This window comes from Rhizobium lusitanum (assembly GCF_014189535.1).
Lineage (GTDB): Bacteria > Pseudomonadota > Alphaproteobacteria > Rhizobiales > Rhizobiaceae > Rhizobium > Rhizobium lusitanum_C.
In genome coordinates this window covers 987,346-1,009,430 of sequence record NZ_CP050307.1, presented here as the reverse complement: position 1 = coordinate 1,009,430, position 22,085 = coordinate 987,346, and the positions used below count along the sequence as shown (strand labels likewise).

Here is a 22,085-nt window from a genome sequence, read left to right as displayed (position 1 = left end):
TTACCGCATTTAGAAACCCTTCCCAATCATCTCAGCCGCCTTCGAGCCAATCGCCATGGCCGGGGCATTGGTATTGCCCGAGGGGATGAATGGGATGATCGAGCAGTCGATAACCCTTAACCCGTCGATGCCGCGAACGCGAAGTGTTCCGTCGACCACGGACATTGGATCGCTATCCGGCCCCATGCGCAGGCTGCCGGAGGGGTGGTAGTTGGTCTTGACGGTCTGGCCGGCGAATTTGGCGAGAGCTTCGTCGTCCTGCAGGGCTCGCCCGGGCAGGATCTCGTCGGCAATTTTCGATTTGAAGGGTTCCGTCGCCAGCAATTGCCGCGCGACCTTCAGCGACGCGAGCGTCAGGCGTAGATCGTCGGGATCACCGAAGAAGTTGCAGTCGACCAAGGGCTGATCGGCTGGATTGGCCGAGCGCAGCTTAACGCTGCCCCGCGCTTTCGGGCGTAGCAGGCAGGAGGTGAAAGTGACGCCGTGGGTCGGTTTGGCGGAGGAGACGTCGCGGTCGAGGTAGACGATCGGGGCGCAATAGAGCTGGATCGATGGTCGATCGCTTCCGTCCGGGTCGTAGAACAGGCAGGATTCGATGCCGGTCGTTGTTACCGGGCCGGAGTTGAAGAGCAGATATTGCAGCCCGTTGCGCAACATCGGCCAGCCCTTGTCCTCGCCGAAGTAACCCGATTTTCCCTTCGTCGTGGCGATCACAGGGACTTCATGGTGATCCTGCAGATTTGCGCCAACGCCGGGGAGATCGAGAGCGACGGTGATGCCGTTCTCTCGCAGATGATCGGCCGGACCGATACCGGAGAGCATTATCAGCTTGGCGCTGTTGTAAGTGCCCGAGGCGATGAGGATTTCGCGCTCCGCCCGAACGGTATGGCTCTCGCCATTCCGTGTGTAGACAACGCCTGTTGCGCGGCCGTTTTCGATCACGATGCGATCGACGCGGGCGTCGGTGATGATATCCAGGCGTGGATCCCCATCGAGCGGATCGAGGAAGGCCTTCTTGGCGTCGGAGCGCTCGGTCTTGCCGTTCCATTGGCCATAGGTGTGCTGCATGATGCCGACGCCGTTTTGCCGGACGCCGTTGAAATCAGGATTATAGGGATGGCCAAGTCCCTGGGCCGCGAGCAGGAAATCCTGTGTTGTATCGCAGGTGTGCTGAGGCTCGGATATTCGCAGATTGCCGGAGATGCCGTGGTACTCGTTGTTGAAGCGCGTATTGGCTTCGATGCCTTTGAAGTGCGGCAGCATGTCCTCGTAGGACCATTCCGTTCCGTTGCCGAGATGGGCGGCCCAGCCGTCGTAATCCTCCTTCTGGCCACGCATATAGACCATGGCGTTGACAGAGCTGCCGCCGCCAAGGGCCTTGGCGACGGGAACGATGGGGCCGCGTCCACCAAGTTGCGGCTGCGGAACCGTATGGTGCATTTCCAGAAAATCATCGCGGGCGAGGTATTTCATATAGCCGGCGGGAAAAGCCATTAGCTTGGCGGTCTTGCGCGGCCCGCGCTCGATAATCAGCACGGAAAAGCCGAAATCCCGCACCAGCCGCATGGCGGCGACGCAAGCCGCCGAGCCACCGCCGGCGATAATGAAATCATACGTCTTCGCCACGAAAACTCCCCCCTTGATCCGATCTGACGGGGCGAACATCGCCATAATTTTCGTTATTGGTCAAACGATTAGGCCGCGTCACTTTGACAGGGTACGCATCAACACAGACGATTTCCCTGTCCGTCGAAATAGCGGCGTCTCTCGGGCGCACAACGCAGATGAAGTGTATCGCCGCGCTGAATATCCGGACCCTCGCGATACTCGGCGATCAGGCTCTGGCCGTCCTCCGTCTGGCAATAGAGATAGCGTGTACCTCCGAGATATTCGTCGAAATCGACCTTTACCCGAACCGCATCATTGCCGTCCGATACGACGACGAGATGTTCCGGACGCATGCCCAGTATCAGTTTTTCGCCAGACGCAAGATTGGCCTGCCGTATATCGGTCTTGATCGTGCCGCCCGCGATTTTTGCAAGGCCATCGGAGCCCCATTCGGCTGCGATCATGTTCATGCGCGGCGAACCGATGAAGCCGGCGACAAAGATGTTGGCCGGGTCTTCATAGACCTCGCGCGGGCTGCCGACCTGCTCGATCTTGCCGTCCTTGAGCACGACGATCTTGTCGGCGAGCGTCATCGCCTCGGTCTGGTCGTGCGTCACATAGATCATCGTGTTGCCGAGCTCACGGTGCAGCCGGGCGATTTCGATGCGCATGGAGACGCGCAGTTCCGCATCGAGGTTGGACAGAGGCTCGTCGAACAGAAAGACGTCGGGCTTGCGCACAATCGCGCGACCGATGGCGACGCGCTGGCGTTGGCCGCCCGAAAGCTGGCCCGGACGGCGCTCCAGCAGATGATCGATCTTGAGGATCGCCGAGGCGGCGCTAACGCGCGCTTGGATCTCGGCGACATCGGTTCGGGCCATTTTCAGCCCGAAACCGAGATTGTCGCGCACGCTCATATGCGGATAGAGCGCGTAGGACTGGAAGACCATGGCGATGCCGCGCTCGGAAGGATCGAGATCGGTGACATCCCGCCCCTTGATGGCGATCTCGCCATCCGTCACTTCCTCGAGCCCGGCGATCATCCGGAGCAAGGTCGACTTCCCGCAGCCGGAGGGACCGACGAAGACGACGAATTGACCTTCTTCGACTTCGAGATCGATGCCGTGAATGACCTCCAGCCCGCCATAGCTCTTGCGGACGCCGGTCAGCATCATGCTGTTCTTGCCCATGTCAGGCTCCGCGTTGCATCTGATCGGCACGGATCCAGACCAGCATTTCGCCCGGTTCGCGGTTGTCCCAGAGATGATAGGGGACGAAACGGGCGGTGGTGGTCCGGCTTTGCGGCGGTACTGTCCGGTAGAGATCCGTTCCCCAATCCGCATCATCGCGTTTCACCGGAATGTCGAGCGCCACTGCACCCTCCAGCGCCGCAATCTCCGCCGTCTGCGCCGATGCCGGATTGCCAGCAAGGGAGATACCGTTGAGATCCGCGCCATTGTCGGTGGTCTCGACGCAATAGACCAGCGGTCCGCGCATGAGGGCTGCGCGGCCTGCATCCTGGCGCACCTTGGGATTGGCAAACAAGGTGCGTGGGATCAGCGGAATATTGAGATCGACCGTGTCGCCAGCCTGCCATTCGCGCTCGATGCGAGCATAGCCGTCGATGGTGACGGCGGAGAGCTCGAGGAGTACGCCATTGACGGCAAGCGTCGCGCCATCGGCCCATTCGGGAATGCGCAGCGATAGAGCGAAGTGGGCGTTTCGGTCGGGTTTGACCTCGAAACGGATAGCGCCATCCCAAGGGTAGCGAGTCTCCTGAGCAAGCTCGACTGTCACGCCGCTCGCGAGCGGAACGCGGGCCTTGCTTTCGCTGTAGAGATGGACGGCGATTTCATCGTCCGCGGCGGCGTACATATAGGAGCCGATCGAGGCGAGTAGGCGGGCGATGTTCGGTGGGCAGCAGGGGCAATGATGCCAGGTCCAGCGGTGATGCTTGCCGCCGCTCTCAAGAGGATTTTCGTAGAAGAAGGTCTTGCCGTCGAGCGAAAGGCCAGCCATGGCGCCGTTATAGAGCGCTTGCTCCATGATGTCGGCATAGCGCCGGTTTGGCCCGCGGCCAAGCATGCGGTTCGCCCAGAAGACCAGACCGACGGAGGCGCAGGTTTCGGCATAGGCGCTTTCGTTCGGCAGGTCGTAATAGTCGGTAAAGCCCTCATTGGATGCGGCCGGCCCGATGCCGCCGGTGACATACATCTGCTTGGTGGTCAGGTCGTCCCAGAGCGTCTCCAGTGCCGAGGTCAGACTGTCGTCGTTATATTCGGTCGCGATATCCGCCATGCCAGAATAGAGATACATGGCACGCACCGCATGTCCCACAACCTTGGTCTGCTCGCGCACCGGCTCATGCGCCTGATTATATTCATAGGTCTTCTGCACGAATTTCGCCGGGTCGCGGCCATCGCGCAACGCCTCGTCGGTGAAGAAATGTGGCTCCTGACCGCGCTCGTCGACGAAATATTTGGCAAGGTCGAGATATTTCTTCTCGCCGGTGACGCGGGCGAGCTTGACCAGTGCCAGCTCCACTTCCTCATGGCCGCAATAGCCGCGTAGCTGGCCCTCGCCATTGCCGAAAACGACGATCATGTAGTCGGCAAAGCGGCTCATGATATCGAGTAGCTTGCGCTTTCCCGTTGCCTGATAATAGGCGACGGCGGCCTCGATCAGATGACCGGCGCAATAGAGCTCGTGGTGATCGCGAAGATTGGTCCAGCGGCGGCCCGGCTGGACGCGCTGGAACCAGGCGTTCAGATAGCCGTCCTTGTCCTGCATCTTGCCGTACATGTCGATGATGGCGTCGGCGCGGGCCTCAAGCTCGGGGTTGGGGCGGCGATAGAGCGAATAGGCGATGGTCTCGATGGACTTGCCGAGGTCGCTGTCCCAGAACATCTGGGTCGAGCCCGACCAGGTCTGGAGGGGAATAACGATACCGGGGCTTGGTTGCTCGACGTCGATCGCCTGGATCATGCCGGCCTCGACACAGCGATCGAGCAGGGTCGCAGCCGTCGAATTGCAGATTGCGTCCTGACGGGCGCCGAAAAGGCCATGCAGTTCGACGTTGGGAACGGGCAGGGGACGGAATTGGCGATTTTGCTTGTTTGACATAGCGTTAATCCGTTTCGTTAGAGTATTTATTTCACCGCGCCGGCCATCAGGCCGCGCATGTAGTAGCGTTGAAGAAGCAGGAAGACGATGACGCAGGGGATGGTCATGACGGCGATGCCGGCCTGGACCGCACCCCAGTTGACGGCGCCGAGCCGTCCGGTCCTGACGGCGATCATCAGTACCGGCAGGGTGAATTTCTCGCTGCTGGAGAGCAGGATCAGCGCCGCCAAAAATTCGTTCCAGGCGTTGAGAAAGGCGAAGATCGCAACGGTCGCCACGCCGGGGAGCACCAGAGGCAGCAGCACACGGAACAGCAGCTTTAAGTCCCGCGCCCCGTCGATGCGGGCGGCCTCCTCGATTTCCTTTGGCACCGCGTCGAAGGCGTTGCGCATCATGAAGACCGAGAAGGGCAGTTGCAGGGTGACATAGACAAGCGTCAGCCCGATGAGCGAATTATTGAGGCCGAGCTTCGCCAGCATGATGAAAAGCGGCGTCAGGATGGATTGGAACGGGATCATCAGCGTCGCGATGATCAGGACGAAGAAGACGTTCTTGAACGGAAACTGGTAGCGCGAGAAGCCGTAGCCGGCGAGCAGGCTGACCATGACCGTGAGGACGACCGTCGCCACCGAGACGAAAAGCGAGTTCAGCGTGTGCTGCAACACGCCGGCACCGAAGCCATCGAGAGAACGATAAGCGTCGAGGCTGAAGCCCGTTGTCGGCCACGGCGGCAATGGCGGCAGGCTCGCCTCCGTGCCGTGCCGGAATGACGACAGCAGCGCGATTGCGAAGGGTGCAAAGAAGACGATGACGATGATGAAGCCGACGCTGTGATAGCTGATGCCACCCCATAATTTCCGCCGTGCACGACGTTCCTTTGCCGAGCTCATGGACGGTCCTCCCCGACGCGCAGCAGCCAGAGCTGAACGATGCTGATCAGCACGAGAATGACAAGGAGGACGATCGACAGTGCCGCGCCATAGCCGAGATTGAAGGACACGAAGGATTGGTTGAAGATGTAATAAACCACCGAGATCATCCGGTTCTGCGGTCCGCCGCTGGTCATGATGTAGAACTGGTCGAAGGCGAGCACCGAGCCGGTAACCGAGATAATCAGGGCAAGCGCAATGGTCTTGCGCATCAGCGGCAGGGTCAGGAAACGGAAGCGCTGCCAGCGCCTGGCGCCATCGATGCGGGCAGCCTCCGTCAGCTCGGACGGGATCGCCTGTAGACCGGTCAAAAGGATGATCATCGTGAAGCCGGCGATCTTCCAGACCACCATGACGACGATGGTGGCAAAGGCCATGTCGAAATCTGCCAGCAAGTTCGGCTTTTTGTCGACTAGGCCAAGCGTCTGCGCCACTGGCGAGAAAAAGCCGCTGTCGACATTGGCAAGCCAGACCCAGAGCAGCGAAGCGGTCGCCAGACCGACGACAACGGGCAGGAAGATGATGGTGCGATAGAAGCTGACAAAAGGCCGCTGCTTTTCGACGTAGAGTGCTAGGGGAAAGGCGACGGCGAATATGGCGATGGTGACGATCACCGTGTAATAGGCGGTGAAACGCAGGGCCGCCATGAAGCGGATATCCGATAGCATCCTCGTATAATTGCCGAAGCCGATCCAGCGCGGATTGCCGAGCAATGGCCAGTTGTGCAGGCTCATCCAGCCGGTGAAGAGGACCGGTACGATGAAGAAGACGATGACGAGCGCCATGGCCGGCGCGATGTAGAGAAATCCGTGCCAGCTGGCACGTCGCCGCCGTGTGCGACGCCGCACTGCTCCGATAGCTCCAGGGCTAGCCATGGAATGCTCCTGATGTTCCGATGGGAAGGACCGGGAGACCTTAAGCCTCCCGGTTGGTCGCAAGCTTTTGTTACTGGGCGTTGTCGATGATTGACTGCATTTCCGCCTGGGCATTGGAAAAGGCAGTGTCGACATCCGTGCCGAAGATCGCGGCGTTGGTGAAGCCGGCCCATGGCCCGTTGGCGCTGTTGATCAGATCGTTGAACTGCAGCGTATAGGGCGTCTTGGCAACGGAGATGGCCTTCAGGCCCACCTGCATGCGCGGATCAAGGCCCTGAAGCACCTGATCCGCAATATCGCCGCGCGTCGGCAAGCTGCCATATTTCGCCATGATCTTCTGACCTTCCAGCGAATAGGTATATTCGAGGAATTTCTTCACCGCATCGAGCTTCTTCGTGCCCTTGGAGATGACGAAATTATCGCCGCCGGCAAAGGAGGATGGGGTTCCATCCACGCCGGGGATCAGGGTCACGCCGAAATGGATATCGGGATATTGCGTGATCAGCGTGCCGATCGAGAAGGCGCCGATGGTTTGCTGGCCGATCCTGCCGTTGCTGATGCTGAGGAAGTTGGCGCCGGTATCGCTGGCAGCACCTGCGGGAACCAGATCCTTCTTGACCATGCTGCGGTAGATATCGACCGCCTTGCGCATCTGCGGCGTATCCAGCGTCGCTTTCTTGCCGTCCGCGGAAAGAATATCAGCGCCAGCACCCCAGACGAGCGGTGTGAAGGTGAAGATCATGCAGCCGCCGCAGCCGCCGCCGGAGAAATAGAAGCCGTAGTTATCGCCGCCGAGCGCCCGGATCTTTTCGGCATTCTTCTCGATCTCGTCCCAGGTCGTCGGCGCCTTGTCCGGGTCGAGGCCAGCCTTCTTGTAGAGATCCTTGTTCCAGGCAAAGACCGAGGTCTCGACGGAAAGCGGTAGGCCGTAAACGTGGCCGTCATAGGTGCCGAGCTTCACATGCGACGGCGAAAGCGAGTTGAAATAGGGCAGGGCTTTCGCCCAGTCCGTCAGGTCTTCGAGCTGGCCCGCAGCGGCAAAGGCCGGGGTGTAAATTAGGTCCATCGACAGTGCGTCGGGGGCCTGGCCGCCGGCGATTGCGGTCGCGTATTTCTGCACGAGTTCGGAGAAGGGCACCTCGGTGAGGGTAACCTTATCGTCGTGGCCGGCATTATAGGCCTCGACGACCTTCTTGAAGGAATCGCCGATGCCGGAACGCACCCACATCGAGATGTTTTCGGCGGCTGACGCACTTGTCATCAAGCATAAGGATATGAGGCCTGTCGCGGCCAGAAGTCGCTTCATCATGTTTCTCTCCTCCCATGGGCGTTTCTCCCGCCCTTTTCCTCAACCAGTCAATTCTCGAGGTTTCCCCTCACGACTGCCGCACGATCAGTTCGCAGGGCAATGTCCTCATCCCCGGTTCAACGGCGCGTCCTTCCGCCAACGCCAGAACCGTCAGCCCGGCTTCCCGCCCGAGCGCCTTGAGATTCATATCCACCGTCGTCAGCGGCGGCCGGGTTTGGGCGGCGACAATCTCCCAATTGTCGAAACCAACCACGGACACATCGGTCGGCACAAAAACGCCACGCTCGCGCAGCGCATCCACGACCGCTCGCGCGATCTGGTCGTTGCCACAGAAGATCCCGTCCGGTTTCGGTCCGGGCGTGTTCCACAGCTTGGCAACGGCTTCGTGCCCCCAGGCTTCGGACCATTCGCCATACATCACCGGTAATGCGTCGCCGACGAGATCCCGATAGGCCTTAGCGCGCTCGCGCACCGAGACGAAACTGTCGGGACCAGTGATATGGGCGATCCGTCGGCGGCCGAGACCTATCAGCCATTCGACGGCAAGCGTTGCCCCCTGAAAATCGTCGGCGCAGAAGGTGACGCTGTCGGGCGTTCCTTCGGTGAAGGCGTAGACCACCGGCACGGGCAGGTTGGACAGATCCACCGGCAGCCGGCGGTCGATCCTCTTTCCCGAGGCGATGATGCCATCGACGTGCTTGTCGAGCATGGCGTCCACATGAACCTTTCCGAGCGCAGGATCGTCTTCGATCGTACAGAGAAACACCGAGACACCGTGATCCACGAGCGCTTCCGTAATGCCTGCCATCACCGGGAGGGTAAAACGGCCATAGGTATCGTTGGTCAGAAGACCGATGGTAAAGCTGCGATTGCTGAGCAGCCCCTTGGCCAAGGCGTTCGGCCGAAAACCGATCTCGGTCGCAACCCGCTTGACCCGCTCACGCGTCTCACCGCCCATTCGACCGGTATTGTTCAATGCCTTCGATGCCGTCGAAATGCTCACACCCGCGGCAGCGGCAACATCGTGAATCGTCGTCCGCCCGCTTCTGCCACGCTGATTTTCCAGATGTCCTCTCCCGAATTATTTGTAGTGAGAAAAGCTTTTCTCATACCGAGAGTCAAGATGAGAAAAGCTTTTCTCAAGATTTTTTGATTGTGCAGTGCAATCACGGTTGAGCCTCGGGCGCCATGGAGCCGAAGCTCTAAAGCGCCCGATCGCAATGCATCGAACAGAGAGAGTTCAATCAGGCGGATTTGAGCCTGTTGCTGTTTGGGCCGCCGTGGTGGAAGGCGACAGCAGGCCCCAGGCACGCAGCGCATCGATGGCGCTTTCAACGCCTTGCTCTGCCCTCAGTTTCTCGCCGAGCTTTCTCGCCGCCTCACACATGTGTGGTGCATCGGCGTCCAAAATTGCCGAGGCGAGCGAAGTGGCGGTCAATTTTTCTCTCGGCAACGCTCTGGGGGCGACGCCCAGATGTTCGAGCCTCGCGGCCCAGAAGGGCTGGTCGCCAAAAACGGGTGTGACGACCGAAGGGATGCCGGCTCTGGCGGCGGCTGTCGTTCCCGCGCCGCCATGCTGCACGGCCAGGGCCATGCGCGGCAGGAGCCAGTCATGCGGGGCACGCTCAAGGGCGAAAACCGTGCTGCTATCGAAGTCCGCCTTTTCGCTCAAGCCTCCCCATCCTGTCGCCAGGACGGCGCGTTTGCCGGTCATCTTGACCGCGCCGAGTAACGTATCGGTAAATCCCGCCGCATCATGATGCATCATGCTGCCGAAGCCGACGTAAATGGGCGGCGGCCCGCTCTCCAGAAACTGCATCAGAGCTTCGGATGGCCGCCATGTATCCGTGCTTTCCAGATACCACGGTCCGGTCACGCGGGTTTGTTCGGGCCAGCTTGCCGAAGGTTCGATCAGTGTCGGGCTGAAGCCGAAAAGGCGCGGATGGTTGAGAAATTTATCCTGAAAGGGCGCAAAGCGCGGGTAGGGCGGCAGACCCAGAGCGGGCCTGACGATCTCGTTATAGGCGGGCTTCAGGGTCTTCCAGACCAGAAGACGGGCCGCATGGCCGAGCGCCTTGTTGGCAAAACCGGAGAGGCGGTACATCCATTGCGGCAAGGGTAAAGGCGGAGACGTGTGAGACGGCAGCGTCGGCATCAACTGGCTTTCGACGACCGGCACTCCAAGGCGCTCCCCCAATGATGCCGCCAGATAATAGACCATGCCGTTGCCGATCAGCAGGTCGGCGCCTTGCGCGGAGGCGCGACCCTGTTCGGCCCAGTCGACGGCCATGGCCAGCAACCTGCGGCGGGCTTCCGCCATGATCGCGAACGAGCCAAGTCCGCTCTCCATCGTTCTTTGGTCGCTTCGCATCCAGGCGAGAAAATCGCCATTCAGGCAAGCGTATTCTATGGGGCTTCGTCCAAGGCTTTTTCCTTGTCGCGCGTCGATCTGATCATCACGGACAGCAACATGCCACACAGCATCCGCAACCGAGTGGAAAAACTAGGCGTGGAAGTCCGCTACGCGTGAGCGGCGGGCGAGGTCGCTGAATGACGTCGTCATCTGGGATGAGGACTTATTCATTGTCGCCAAGGACACCGGGCTGATTTGCGGGCTCATCACCATTGAGGCAGCGGGGGACAGGAACTATTTTTCTACCGACACTCTCGATATCACCGATATCGACACGCATTCCACCTGTGGAGGGCCGGCACCTATGGCGGCTCTATCGGCACCGGCGGCCTTGAAAAGAGCCTTGCTGGTTGTACCGAAAACCTTAAGCAACATATCGATGCCGCGGATATTGTGCCTCTGGCTATGTGCTTTCGGCTGTCAGATTCAGATCTCACAAGCCAATCGTCAACCGTAGCCTATCGGACGACGTCTGTTCAAATTCACCCGAGTCGGATTTAGCCTGTTCCAATAATGAAACAGGCTAAATCCGTGATCGATCATTTAGTGCATGCGATTAGAGCACGCTGACGTTTTCGGCCTTCGACTTTCCAGTCTTGCGATCTTGGCCCAGTTCGTAGCTTACCTTTTCACCTTCTCTAAGCGAACCGCCCCGCTGCAGAGCGGAAACGTGAACGAACACATCCGTTCCACCATTCTCGGGGGTAATGAAGCCAAATCCCTTGTCCTCATTGAAAAATTTAACAGTACCAGTCGGCATAACACTTCCTCTTCACTTCCACGGCCATCTAGCGCGCGTGCCAACCTTATAGCGCATAGTCTCCGACGGCTACAAGTAAGCGAGCTTTTCCAAAGGCAGATGCAGTCTCAGGTTTCGATATAGACAAAAAATCAGTGTAACAGCGAGCGTCTCCGCCATATTTAGATCTCGCGATCCGATCCGCGACGCCCGTAAACCGGCAAAAAAGGCGCGCGTCCGTCGCGAAAACGACGGTGATGCGCGCCATGCGGCAGGTTTCCGAACCAATTTGCGGCTCGGCAGCAGCCAGCACAGACCTTCCGCCCGGAACACTCAACGTTCGATGACGAGGTCGCTGAGTGGCTTGGAACAGCAGGGAAGGAAGAAACCCGCATCGATTTCCCTCTGGCGTATTCCGCCATTGTGGCTCATGTCGACGGAGCCGGAGGTGAGCTTCGACTTGCAGGTGCCGCAGACACCGTTCGCACAGGATGATGGTATTCTCACCCCAGCTTTCTTCGCGCAGGAGAGTACGGTCTGTTCGCCGGCCACCTCGATGCTACGGGACTGTTTCGAGAATGTGACCTGGAAAGTCTTCGCGGCCGCCTCTGGAACGACTGGAATTGCCGGGTCGTCGATAACCGCGGCGTCGAAACTTTCCTCGAGATAGTTCGCGTCAGCGACGCCGAGTTCGGTGGCGATGTGGCGCGCCGCTACCATGAACGGGGCTGGGCCGCAGCACATCACGATTCTATCCGCGATATCGGGAACCGCAAGCCGTACGTAGTCGATCGAAATGCGGCCAGTCAGACCTGACCAAGACGGTTCACCCACTACGCTCTCCGGAAGAAAATGCAGGCGAAGGCCTTTCAGTTTTCGCGCGATGCCGGCCAGTTCGTCGCGAAAGATCAGGTCCTGCGGCGTCCGGGCAGCATGCATGAAGACAACATCAGCGGGATCGCAACTGTCGACAAGTTCGCGCACCATCGACATCACCGGCGTAATGCCGGAGCCGCCAGAGAGCAGGAGAAGTTTGCGGCCTGGCGGCCTGACGAAATGGCCAAGCGGGCCGTTCGCCCTGATCGTTGCTCCCGGGATGAGCGTGTCATGCAGCCAATTGGAAATTCTGCCGCCGGGAACCCGTTTCACCGTCACCGAAAAAGCATTGGTCCGGTGCGGCGAGGACGAGATGCTGTAACATCTGCTTTCAGCATCTCCATTATGGTCTAGGTCGAACAGGAAATATTGGCCCGCCTTGAATGCGAAACGCTTCCCGTCGCGAGATGCGAAGGTGAACGTCTTGACGTCGTGCGTCTCTGCTTGGACATCCAGACATAAGAGGGCGTCATCTTGTTCCGGATTCCAGGTGTCGTGAGGGGCGGCGGTCAATGCCGGGGTCTGTGGGCTCCTAGTATCCATGGGCGCGCATCCGATCGATGTACCAGGTGGCGAACTTGTCGAGATTCGTTTCTGTAAACCGCGAGTACGGTCCCGGCTGATATGCCGGGTCGAGCGTGCCGGCATGGGAACGCGCAACGAGGTCGGCGTCCTGATCCGTGGTCGCGATCCACACGTCCGTAAGCTTATCGAGATCGTAGTCCACGCCCTCGACGGCATCCTTGTGTACGAGCCACTTGGTTCTGACCAGGGTCTTGCCAGCGGAGAGTGGAATGACGGTCGCCACCACGGCATGGTCACCCATGAAATGGTTCCAGCTATTATGTCCCCACAGATGCGTGTTGCCGAGATCTTTGCGGGTCATGTGGCCCAGCAGCTTCGAGGATGCGGTCGTGGCATCGTGGGTCTGGGATTCGCCGGCTCCAGCGATGATCAGGCGCTGGGTCCTGAAGTTCGTGGCGCAGTCGCCGAGTTGCTCGACGGCGGTCGAGGGATAGCCGTCTGCCTCCCATGCCTTTGTGCGCTCTTCATAGAGCCTGGAATGCTCCTCGGCCTGTTCGCGATCCTCGGGACTTAGCGTCTCGGGGTCGAAGCCAAAATCGAGATCGACGAAGGAGACGCAGAGCTCCGGATGATTTGCCGAACAGTGGTAGCATTCACGATTGTTTTCCATCGTGAGCTTCCAGTTGCCGTCCTCAATGACGTCGGTCTGATAGGCGACCTTGGCGTTGCGGATATCATAAGGGGCGAGGCGCTCGATCATCGTCTGCTCAAGCAGAGCAATGTCTTCGGGCGGATTGTCGGAAAGACAGACATAGATGAGCCCGCCGATCGACCTGAAGGTGACGGATTTCAGGCTGTGACAGTCCTTATCGAAATCCTTGCCCATATGAGGCGCATAGCTGAGCTCTCCCGTCAGTTCGTAAGTCCAGGTGTGGTACGGGCACACGAGCTTCGAGACGATCGTCTTGCCCGGATTAAGCAGACGGGACCCGCGATGGCGGCAGACATTGTGCAGAACCCGGATGTCTCCATCATCGTCCCGCAGAAGAATGAGACTGGTCTTGCCGATATCGACGACGGTGGCGTCACCTGGTTCCGGCACGTCGCAGTCGACGCCGACGCAGATCCAGTGCTGATGAAAGAAGACGTCCAAATCCGCCTCGAAGACATCTTCGCGCGTGTAGAGGCCCGCCGGCAATGAGTGTCCGTCGGCGCGGGCGGTCAGTAGCGCCGAGATGGAAGAAGGAAGCCTATTTAGCATGAGGACCTCTTATGCGTGGGTATCAGCAGATTGCCCTTGTGGTTCGGGCTCTTCAACGGCATTTAATATTGCGTAGACATAACCTCATGTAATGCGAAGGGCATCCAAGATGCATTTCCGGAGACGGCTTCCATCGCTAACGGCCTTGCTCACCTTGGAGGCCGTCCTTCGAAGGAAAAGCTTCACCGTGGCCGCAGGCGAACTCGGCGTCACCCAGGCAGCCGTGAGCCGGCAGATCGCGACGCTGGAGGAGGAACTTGGTCAGCCATTATTCCTGCGCAAGCATCGTGCGATCGAGCCTACGGCGACTTGCCTGACGCTGGGGGCGACGTTGGCTCAGAGCTTCGCGAACATCGCCGAGAGCATCGAAGCGATCAAATTGTCCGCTCAGGATGTCGTAACCATCGGAGCGACCGTGGCGTTTTCGTCATTCTGGCTACTGCCACGACTGGCAGACTTTCGCCGCCTCAATCCGGGTATTCAGGTGCGTGTCGTCTCGCAGGATAACAGGATCGACCTCGACGGCGGTGAGATCGATATCGTCATTCGCTATGGTCTGCCGCCCTTCAGCGATGGAACCGTCATTGCCTCCCAAGGCGATATCATCATGCCTGTCTGCTCTCCCGACTACCTGAAAAACCGAGTGGCGGGTCCGCTATCGCCCGCGGACGAGTTCATCGAGACGGAGGTTCCCGATCGGTCGTGGGTTTCCTGGGGGCGGTGGCTTGGAGAAAGAGGAACGGCCTTCGACGTCAAGCCGTCACTTCGGTTCAATCATTATACGGAGGCGATCGCCGCCGCACGCGCCGGACAAGGGGTCGCGCTTGGCTGGGGAGTCCTGGTCCGCACATTCCTGAATGATGGGACACTCGTGCCGCTTGATGAAGCAGAGTTTGCGGCGGAAGGCCGTTACAACGTTCTGCTGCCGCTGAAGGGAAGGGGTACGCTTGCACGCGACCGGGCTGCGGCGTGGCTCACCGCAGCGTTACACGGTTGAATGGAGCGCGACCATGGATCCCCGCCCACGGCCGGCTCACTGCGCCGCGACCGCGGGAGGAGCAAAGGTGTGCGAATTGACCATGGCGCCAGCGAGTTCACGCAGGTTGATCAATCCAACTGCGTCTCCTGTCGCCGAGGTCACGACGACATCGCCGTCCGGCGAGGATGTCAGCAGTCGCATGGCCTCCTCAACCGTTGAGCCGGCGGCAATTCTCGCTCCGCTCGAAGCCGTACCCGCCTGAAAAGGTCTCATGACAGCCTCGACATGAACCACCCGGCCGCGATTGACCTCCTTGACGAAATTGGCAACGTATTCGTCGGCCGGCCTCAGGACGATGTCCTGGCTTGTACCTTGCTGGATGATTTCGCCATCGCGCAGGATGGCGATCTGGTCACCCAGGCGAAGCGCTTCGTCGAGATCGTGGGTAATGAAGACGATGGTTTTCTTGATCTCTTTCTGGATGTCGAGGAGAACCGTCTGCATGTCCATGCGGATCAGCGGATCGAGTGCCGAAAAAGCCTCGTCCATCAGCAGGACCGGGGCATCGTTGGAAAGGGCGCGCGCCAGGCCAACACGCTGCTGCATGCCGCCGGAAAGCTGATTGGGATACTTTTGCTCGAAGCCCCGCAACCCAACGCGTTCCAGCCATCGCATGGCGACGTCGCGGGCCTTCGACCGATCGAGACCCTGGACTTCGAGGCCGAACATCGTGTTGTCGAGGACGTTGCGATGCGGTAGCAGCGCAAATTTCTGGAAGACCATCGCCGTCTGATGGCGGCGAAAGGTGCGCAGTTCGGCTTCGTTCATCTTGACGACATCCACGCCGTCAACCAGCACCTCGCCGGCGGTCGGGTCGATCAACCGGTTGATGTGCCGAATGAGGGTCGACTTTCCCGAGCCGGAAAGACCCATGATGACCTGGATGCAGCCCGACGAGATCTCGATATTGATGTCTCTCAGGCCCAGCACATGTCCATGTTTTTCGTTCAATTCGGCTTTCGTCAGCCCTTTCTGAACGGCATCGACATAAGCCATCGGATTGGGGCCGAAAATCTTGTACAGGTGGCGGATCTTGATCCCGCCGAAATGTTGCTCAGCCATGGACGATCTCCCGATGCTTCTGGAGCCTCTTGCCATAGGCTTGGCTGACCCGGTCGAAGATGACGGCGATGCCGACGATGGCAAGGCCGTTGAACATTCCCAATGTAAAGTACTGGTTGGCGATCGCCTTCAGAACGGGCTGGCCGAGGCCCTGCACACCGATCATCGAGGCGACGACGACCATGGCAAGCGCCATCATGATGGTCTGATTGATGCCGGCCATGATCGTGGGCAAGGCGAGCGGAAGCTGGACCTTGAAGAGCTTTTGTGCGTTCGAAGTTCCAAACGCGTCCGCCGCTTCCAGCACGTCCTTGTCGACGAGACGGATGCCGAGGTCTGTCAATCTGATCATGGGCGGGATGGCATAGATGACGACGGCAATCAGGCCGGGCACTTTACCGATCCCGAGCAGCATAACCACGGGGATCAGGTAAACGAAGCTCGGCATGGTCTGCATCACGTCGAGGATAGGATTGATGATCCTTTGAACCGTGTTGGAGCGTGCCATCAGGATTCCGATCGGAATGCCGATGGCGATCGACAGGATGGTGCAGACGAAGATCATCGAGACCGTCCGCATGGTGTCGTCCCACATATCGAAATAGCCGATCAGCAGCAGAATGACGAGACAGCCGGAAACGATCTTCAGGCTGCGCGTCGCAAACCAGGCGATGACAAGAATGATCAGGGTAATGATTGGCCACGGCGTCTGCGTCATGAAGCGATCGGCGGCAATCAGAAAGCGTTGCAGCGGCGAAAACAGGCTTTCGATTGTATCGCCATAGGCGCGCGTGAAGCAGCGAAAGCCGTCGTCTATCGCCTTCTTCAGGTTCCGCAGAGCGTCATCGTCCATGTGCGGAAATTTATAAAACCATTCCATTCGGTTCCCCTTCTTTATACAAGAAGCCGTGGCTCAAGTCTTTTTGATTTTGTCGGCTGTTGAGAGGCGGTGCGCTTTCGCGCACCGCAGGATAGACGTTTACAGAGCAGCTTCGATTTTCTTGGCTGCGTCCGGTGAAACCCACTTCGTCCAGACGTCCTTGTTTTCCTTCAGGAAGTGCTTGGCACCATCTTCGCCGCTTGCCTGATTGTCTGTCATCCAAGCCATCAGCTTGTTAACGGTCTCGTTGCTCCAGGAGCGCTTAGCGAGGTAGTCCATGACTTCGGGGCCGGCCTTTTCGGAAAAGGGCTTGGCGGTGAGGGTAACGATCTTGTCGATCGGCCATGCGTTCGGCTTCGGGTCCGGGCAATCCGCCACCGTGTTGCAGCGCTTCCACTCCGCGGCATCAGCAGGAACGCCTGCCTCCAGCTTCACCATCGGATACTTGCCGAGCAATGCTGTGGGCGCCCAGTAGTAGCCTACCCATGCCTTCTTGCTTTCATAAGCCTTGGCGATAGAGCCATCGAGACCGGCGGCCGATCCTGTATCCACCAGCGTGAATCCAGCCTTTTCCGCTCCAAACGCTTTGTAGAGCTGCGAGGTGACGACAGTGCCGCCCCAGCCCTGCGGGCCGTTGTAGATAGCTCCCTTTGACGGATCTTCTGGATCCGGGAAGAGCTCCGGATGCTTCAGGAGGTCGGGAATGGTCTTGATGTCGGGATGGGCGTCCGCAAGGTACTTCGGGATCCACCAGCCCTGATTGCCGCCGTCCGGCAACGGGGAGCCGACTGCAACGATCTTGCCTTCCTCCGTTCCCTTCTTCACGACGTCCGGAAGCAGGTCGATCCATGCTTCCGGCGCGATGTCCGGCTGACCCTTTTCCGCCATGGAGGTGATTGTCGGGACGGTGTCGCCGACAGTAATTTCAGCCTGGCAGCCGTAACCTTCGTTCAGGATGATCTTGTCGAGATTCGAAAGAACCTCGGCACTCTGCCAGTTCATGCTGGCGATGGTGACGCTGCCGCATTCGGCGGCGCTGGCAAAGGAGGCTCCTCCGAAGAGGCCGGCTATCAAGATTGTGGACGAAAGTAATTTTTTCATTCTCGTTCCCTTTATTGTGCGGCCTTCAGAACTGAGCGGGGTGCCGCAGAACACCCACCCACCGGTTGTCAGGAAGCGTCCCCCATACTTACCGATTTCTTGAATGCCGCTGATAGCCCGTTCGCGACAGCAGCGTCGAAGCCTGCGGCACGCATGCCTTCAATGGCCGCCGCAGTGGTGCCACGGTAGTCGAGAAAGGCTCTAACAATGTCGTCGGGACAGTCCTCGTTGTGCTCGATCAGACGGCCGGCGCCCGCTAGCACAGTCGTGACCGCCCGCCGGGCAATCTCTTTGGGCAGTCCATAGGCAATCGCGTCACGCATCATCGCGGATGCCAGCAAGGCGGGAAATGCCGGCCCGGACCCGGAAAGGCCCGTGAGGTAGTCGATATCCGTCTCGCTTGCGATTTCGTCTTGTGACCCGCATGCATCAAAGATGGCTCGAACGATGTTCCGATCATCGTCGTCGACTTCATTGGAGGCGATCCAGGGCGTATAGGATTTGCCGACTTCGGCGCCGGCGTTCGGGAGAGAACGGACCACGCGACCCGTATTGTGCCGGTCGGACAGCGCGCTCATACGAATCCCTGCCATAACGGAGATGACGAGCTTGCCCCGGGCATCGACGGCCAGACCACTCCAGTCGGCCGGCCGGACGGAGAGAATGATAATGTCCGATCGATCGGCAAGTGCCTGGTTATCCGTCGTCCAGAAAGCATTTGCGAAACGTTGCGGCTGCTCCTTGCGATAGGATAGCGAGAGCGTCTGCTGCTCGACCAGGCCAGCATCTAGAAGCGAGCCGGCGATGGCTCCGCCGAGCCAGCCGCTGCCACCAACAATACCGGTTCTTAGGGAGCCATGCATGTTAACGCCCCCTTAGTCAGGCTTGTAGTTGTGCCGGGAGAAGAAGCGATCGAGCTCCCTCTGTTGCGGCACCTGACCGGTGTAAATCTCGATGTACTCGGGAATGCGCTTCATGCGGACGGCGATATCCTCCTGAGACTGCATGGAGATATAGCCGATCTGCACCAGATAGGTCGTGCGCGCCCTTACGTCTGCATTGATCTCGGAGTTGCCGAAGCGAATGAACATGCGCTTCAATGCTTCGAGACGCATCTGGTCGGCTTCCCGAACCTGTTCGAGGATCTCGTCGGATTGCAGCGCCCAGCTGCGGACTGCAAATTCGAACTTTGCATCGAACAGCTCGTTGTTGAGCCAGCAGTCGAAGACATTGAGCATCGCCTCGGCCAGCGATTCCGCATAAGCCTCCGTCTGCCTGACAATGCCGCCGGTATTCTTGTCGCGCCATCGCGTAACGAGCGCGGCTAAGAGTTCCTCGCGATCCTTGAAGAACCAGTAGAAGCTGGTCCGTGACAGATTGAGCCTTTTCGCGAGCGGGAGAATCTTCACCGAATCCACGCCGGAATCGAGCAGGGAGAGATAGGCGGCCTCGAGCCACCCCTCCTGCGATCCTCGCCAGCCGGTGTCATTCAAAGTCTGATCCATAGATTACCTCCTAACAAATTGTAGGGCGTCGCACAATGTAAATGTACATAAGTGTCCACAAGAGCGACTTGTCTGTTTTCATTGTTGACACATGTGTACATTACACTTAGCGTCGATGCCGACGTTTTAAATCCGGAGCACGACCCATGTCGAACGACCCCCTCCTTCAGCCCTACAAACTCAAGCATCTGACCCTGCGGAACCGCATTATCGTGACCTCCCACGAGCCGGCCTATCCGGAGGATGGCATGCCGAAGGGGCGCTACCGCGCGTATACTGTCGAGCGGGCAAAAGGCGGCGTGGCGCTGACGATGACGGCGGGATCGGCCGCGGTTTCGCGAGACAGTCCTCCGGTTTTCAACAACCTGCTTGCCTATAAGGACGAGATCGTTCCGTGGGTCAGGGAAATGACGGATGCCGTGCACGAACAGGGTGCTGCGATTATGATCCAGCTCACGCATCTTGGCCGGCGCACGCGTTGGGACAAGGGCGACTGGCTCCCCGTTCTGGCTCCATCCCATCACCGCGAGGCAGCGCACCGTGCCTTCCCGAAGAAATTGGAGGATTGGGACATCGAACGCATCATCAAGGACTTTGCCGATGCGGCGGAGCGGATGAAGGCGGGCGGCATGGACGGTGTGGAACTGGAAGCCTATGGCCACCTGATCGATCAGTTCATGTCTCCGGTCACCAACGAGCTCGACAGTCCTTATGGTGGTTCGCTTGAAAACCGTATGCGCTTCTGTCTCGACGTATTCGCGGCGATGCGAAAACGGGTAGGGGACGATTTCATTCTCGGCGTACGCTACACCGCCGACGAATGTCTTCCCGGCGGAACGGACAAGGCCGAAGGTATCGAAATCTCGAAGCGCCTGAAGGAAAGTGGCCTGATCGACTACCTGAACGTCATTCGCGGCCATATCGACACGGACCCCGGCCTGACCGACGTCATCCCGATCCAGGGCATGGCCAGCGCTCCGCATCTCGATTTTGCCGGTGAAATCCGTGCGGCAACGAATTTCCCGACCTTCCATGCCGCCAAGATCCAGGATGTGGCAACCGCCCGCCACGCCATCGCCGCAGGCAAGGTCGATATGATCGGCATGACCCGTGCCCACATGACGGACCCGCATATCGTCCGAAAGATCATGGAGAAGCGGGAAGATGATATTCGCCCCTGCGTCGGCGCCAACTACTGTCTCGATCGTATCTATCAGGGCGGTCTGGCGTTCTGCATCCACAACGCGGCGACGGGCCGCGAAGAAACCATGCCGCATGTCATTGCGAAGGCCGAGGTTCGCAAAAAGGTCGTCATCGTTGGTGCCGGTCCGGCCGGTCTGGAAGCTGCTCGCGTTGCCGCCGAGCGCGGCCATGAGGTCGTGGTGTTCGAGGCCGCCAACAATGCCGGCGGGCAGATCCGGCTGACGGCGCAGAGCGAGCGCCGTCGCGAAATGATCGGCATTGTCGACTGGCGGATGAGCCAGTGCGAGAAGCATGGCGTCGTCTTTCGCTTCAACACCTGGGCCGACGCCCAAACTATCGCGGCCGAAAATGCCGACGTCGTCATCGTCGCCACCGGCGGTATGGCGCATACGGAGGTGCTGTCGAAGGGCAACGAATTTGTCGTTTCCTCCTGGGACATCATCTCGGGCGATGTGAAACCGGGCAGCAATGTCCTGGTCTTTGACGACGCCGGCGATCATGCCGGCCTTCAGGCCGCGGAGTTTCTTGCCAAGGCCGGCGCCAAGGTCGAGATCATGACGCCGGACCGCTCTTTCGCCCCGGAAGTTATGGCGATGAACTTGGTGCCTTATATGCGTTCCCTGCAGAAGCAGGATGTGACCTTCACTGTCACCTACCGGCTGGAAGCGGTCGAGAAGAGCGGCAACCTGCTGGTGGCCCATGTTGGCAGCGACTATGGCGGGGTTTCCAAGCAGCGAAGCTTCGACCAGATCGTCATCAATCACGGGACCATCCCGCTGGATGAGCTCTATTTCGAGCTGAAGCCGCTTTCGTCCAACCTCGGCGAAATCTCGCATGACGAGCTTCTGAACGGCCAGCCTCAGTCCGTGGTTCGCAATGGTGATGGAAAGTTCCAGCTGTTCCGCATCGGAGATGCCGTGGCCGCACGAAACACGCACGCCGCCATCTATGACGGGCTGCGTATCGCAAAAGACATCTGATGGTGCGGGTGGGCCGGTTCGTCGGTCCAAGTTTCTGGAGGCAATGACATGATCGAACGCAGCGAGAACCTGCAATTTTTCGTGGATGCGGCATTTGCGGCGTTCGATCAGTTTGCCAAAGCACTGGAGGCCCGTCGTTCCATCCCGCAGATTTTTGCACTGCTTGAGCACCCGGGCCCCGGACGGCAAGGACCTGGGAGCCGCCTCCCTGTCTGCAAGAACCTTAACGAGGTCCTTTCCGTCGATACGTCAGAGCCCTTGATTCAGCGGTTGGTCGAAGGCTTCAAGGGGATCGAGCCGAACCTCGAATGGCGCCAGCGAACCAAGTGTGACGGCACGGAGAGTACAAATTTTGCCGATGGCCATGCCAATGCAATGATCATCGGTCCCGGCGGATTGGAGGAGCGAAGCGACCTGTGGATCGGCGTCACCCTGATGGCGCCCCATGTGCGTTATCCGGATCATGATCACGCTCCCGAGGAAGTCTACCTTGTGCTGTCCAATGGAGAGTTTCAGCGAGGGGAGGGGGACTGGTTTTCTCCCGGCATTGGCGGGTCGTTTTACAATGAGCCCGGAATCAAACACGCCATGAGATCGGTCGAGACACCGTTCCTGGCCTTCTGGGCGCTGTTGGCCGGGGAACCACACTGATTGGCC

19 protein-coding genes and 1 pseudogene are annotated in these 22,085 nt (G+C 59.2%); 4 read left to right on the top strand and 16 right to left on the bottom strand.

The annotated features are described in order from the left end of the window. Window positions 1-9: 9 nt before the first annotated feature. From HB780_RS07675 to HB780_RS07640, 8 genes are all read right to left on the bottom strand, one after another. Window positions 10-1,626, bottom strand: coding sequence for a GMC family oxidoreductase (locus HB780_RS07675; protein WP_435693875.1), 1,617 nt, complete (start codon window positions 1,624-1,626; stop codon window positions 10-12). Window positions 1,627-1,724: 98 nt separating this feature from the next. Further along, window positions 1,725-2,798: an ABC transporter ATP-binding protein gene (locus HB780_RS07670; protein ID WP_183689423.1), complete on the bottom strand. Its 1,074-nt coding sequence runs from the start codon at window positions 2,796-2,798 to the stop codon at window positions 1,725-1,727. A gap of 1 nt (window position 2,799) precedes the next feature. Beyond that, on the bottom strand, window positions 2,800-4,731 hold the full coding sequence (locus tag HB780_RS07665) for a glycoside hydrolase family 127 protein (protein WP_183689422.1): 1,932 nt from the start codon (window positions 4,729-4,731) through the stop codon (window positions 2,800-2,802). 26 nt (window positions 4,732-4,757) lie between these two features. Continuing rightward, a complete protein-coding gene (locus HB780_RS07660) occupies window positions 4,758-5,621 on the bottom strand; it encodes a carbohydrate ABC transporter permease (protein WP_183689421.1) in 864 nt (287 codons plus the stop codon). Next, on the bottom strand, window positions 5,618-6,535 hold the full coding sequence (locus HB780_RS07655) for a carbohydrate ABC transporter permease (RefSeq protein ID WP_183689420.1): 918 nt from the start codon (window positions 6,533-6,535) through the stop codon (window positions 5,618-5,620). Before HB780_RS07655 ends, HB780_RS07660 begins: the two co-directional genes overlap by 4 nt. Before the next feature lie 70 nt (window positions 6,536-6,605). Then, window positions 6,606-7,844, bottom strand: coding sequence for an ABC transporter substrate-binding protein (locus HB780_RS07650; RefSeq protein WP_183689419.1), 1,239 nt, complete (start codon window positions 7,842-7,844; stop codon window positions 6,606-6,608). Between the two features lie 67 nt (window positions 7,845-7,911). Beyond that, complete coding sequence (locus tag HB780_RS07645) at window positions 7,912-8,910, bottom strand: LacI family DNA-binding transcriptional regulator (protein WP_183689645.1); 999 nt, start codon at window positions 8,908-8,910, stop codon at window positions 7,912-7,914. 174 nt (window positions 8,911-9,084) lie between these two features. Continuing rightward, window positions 9,085-10,194: a glycosyltransferase gene (locus tag HB780_RS07640; RefSeq protein WP_286203007.1), complete on the bottom strand. Its 1,110-nt coding sequence runs from the start codon at window positions 10,192-10,194 to the stop codon at window positions 9,085-9,087. A 60-nt stretch (window positions 10,195-10,254) separates the two neighbouring features. On the opposite strand from HB780_RS07640, the pseudogene HB780_RS33470 reads away from it, so the two are divergent. Then, window positions 10,255-10,374, top strand: a pseudogene (locus HB780_RS33470) (DeoR family transcriptional regulator); the annotation flags it as partial. Between the two features lie 439 nt (window positions 10,375-10,813). On the opposite strand, the gene HB780_RS07635 reads toward HB780_RS33470, so the two are convergent. From HB780_RS07635 to HB780_RS07625, 3 genes are all read right to left on the bottom strand, one after another. After that, window positions 10,814-11,017, bottom strand: a complete 204-nt coding sequence (locus tag HB780_RS07635; protein ID WP_007693942.1) for a cold-shock protein — start codon at window positions 11,015-11,017, stop codon at window positions 10,814-10,816. 312 nt (window positions 11,018-11,329) lie between these two features. Continuing rightward, complete coding sequence (locus HB780_RS07630) at window positions 11,330-12,415, bottom strand: FAD-binding oxidoreductase (protein ID WP_183689418.1); 1,086 nt, start codon at window positions 12,413-12,415, stop codon at window positions 11,330-11,332. Next, on the bottom strand, window positions 12,405-13,658 hold the full coding sequence (locus tag HB780_RS07625; protein ID WP_183689417.1) for an aromatic ring-hydroxylating oxygenase subunit alpha: 1,254 nt from the start codon (window positions 13,656-13,658) through the stop codon (window positions 12,405-12,407). The genes HB780_RS07630 and HB780_RS07625 overlap by 11 nt, the downstream gene beginning before the upstream one ends. A 109-nt stretch (window positions 13,659-13,767) precedes the next feature. On the opposite strand from HB780_RS07625, the gene HB780_RS07620 reads away from it, so the two are divergent. Next, complete coding sequence (locus HB780_RS07620) at window positions 13,768-14,655, top strand: LysR substrate-binding domain-containing protein (RefSeq protein ID WP_183689416.1); 888 nt, start codon at window positions 13,768-13,770, stop codon at window positions 14,653-14,655. A 36-nt stretch (window positions 14,656-14,691) separates the two neighbouring features. On the opposite strand, the gene HB780_RS07615 is transcribed toward HB780_RS07620, so the two are convergent. The 5 genes from HB780_RS07615 to HB780_RS07595 form a co-directional block, all read right to left on the bottom strand. Beyond that, complete coding sequence (locus HB780_RS07615) at window positions 14,692-15,759, bottom strand: quaternary amine ABC transporter ATP-binding protein (RefSeq protein WP_183689415.1); 1,068 nt, start codon at window positions 15,757-15,759, stop codon at window positions 14,692-14,694. Continuing rightward, window positions 15,752-16,639 (bottom strand): ABC transporter permease, encoded by an 888-nt coding sequence (locus HB780_RS07610; protein WP_183689414.1) that lies wholly within the window; start codon window positions 16,637-16,639, stop codon window positions 15,752-15,754. Before HB780_RS07610 ends, HB780_RS07615 begins: the two co-directional genes overlap by 8 nt. A gap of 99 nt (window positions 16,640-16,738) precedes the next feature. Beyond that, entirely contained in the window at window positions 16,739-17,740 is a 1,002-nt protein-coding gene (locus HB780_RS07605) for an ABC transporter substrate-binding protein (RefSeq protein ID WP_183689413.1), read from the bottom strand. A 68-nt stretch (window positions 17,741-17,808) separates the two neighbouring features. Then, the gene (locus HB780_RS07600; protein ID WP_183689412.1) at window positions 17,809-18,603 is read right to left on the bottom strand and encodes a pyrroline-5-carboxylate reductase family protein; all 795 of its coding nucleotides are present in this window, start codon (window positions 18,601-18,603) and stop codon (window positions 17,809-17,811) included. A 12-nt stretch (window positions 18,604-18,615) separates the two neighbouring features. Further along, window positions 18,616-19,245, bottom strand: coding sequence for a TetR/AcrR family transcriptional regulator (locus tag HB780_RS07595; RefSeq protein ID WP_183689411.1), 630 nt, complete (start codon window positions 19,243-19,245; stop codon window positions 18,616-18,618). 146 nt (window positions 19,246-19,391) lie between these two features. On the opposite strand from HB780_RS07595, the gene HB780_RS07590 reads away from it, so the two are divergent. After that, on the top strand, window positions 19,392-21,428 hold the full coding sequence (locus tag HB780_RS07590; protein ID WP_183689410.1) for an NADH:flavin oxidoreductase: 2,037 nt from the start codon (window positions 19,392-19,394) through the stop codon (window positions 21,426-21,428). A gap of 48 nt (window positions 21,429-21,476) precedes the next feature. Continuing rightward, window positions 21,477-22,079, top strand: a complete 603-nt coding sequence (locus tag HB780_RS07585; RefSeq protein WP_183689409.1) for a dimethylsulfoniopropionate lyase — start codon at window positions 21,477-21,479, stop codon at window positions 22,077-22,079. Window positions 22,080-22,085 lie beyond the last annotated feature (6 nt).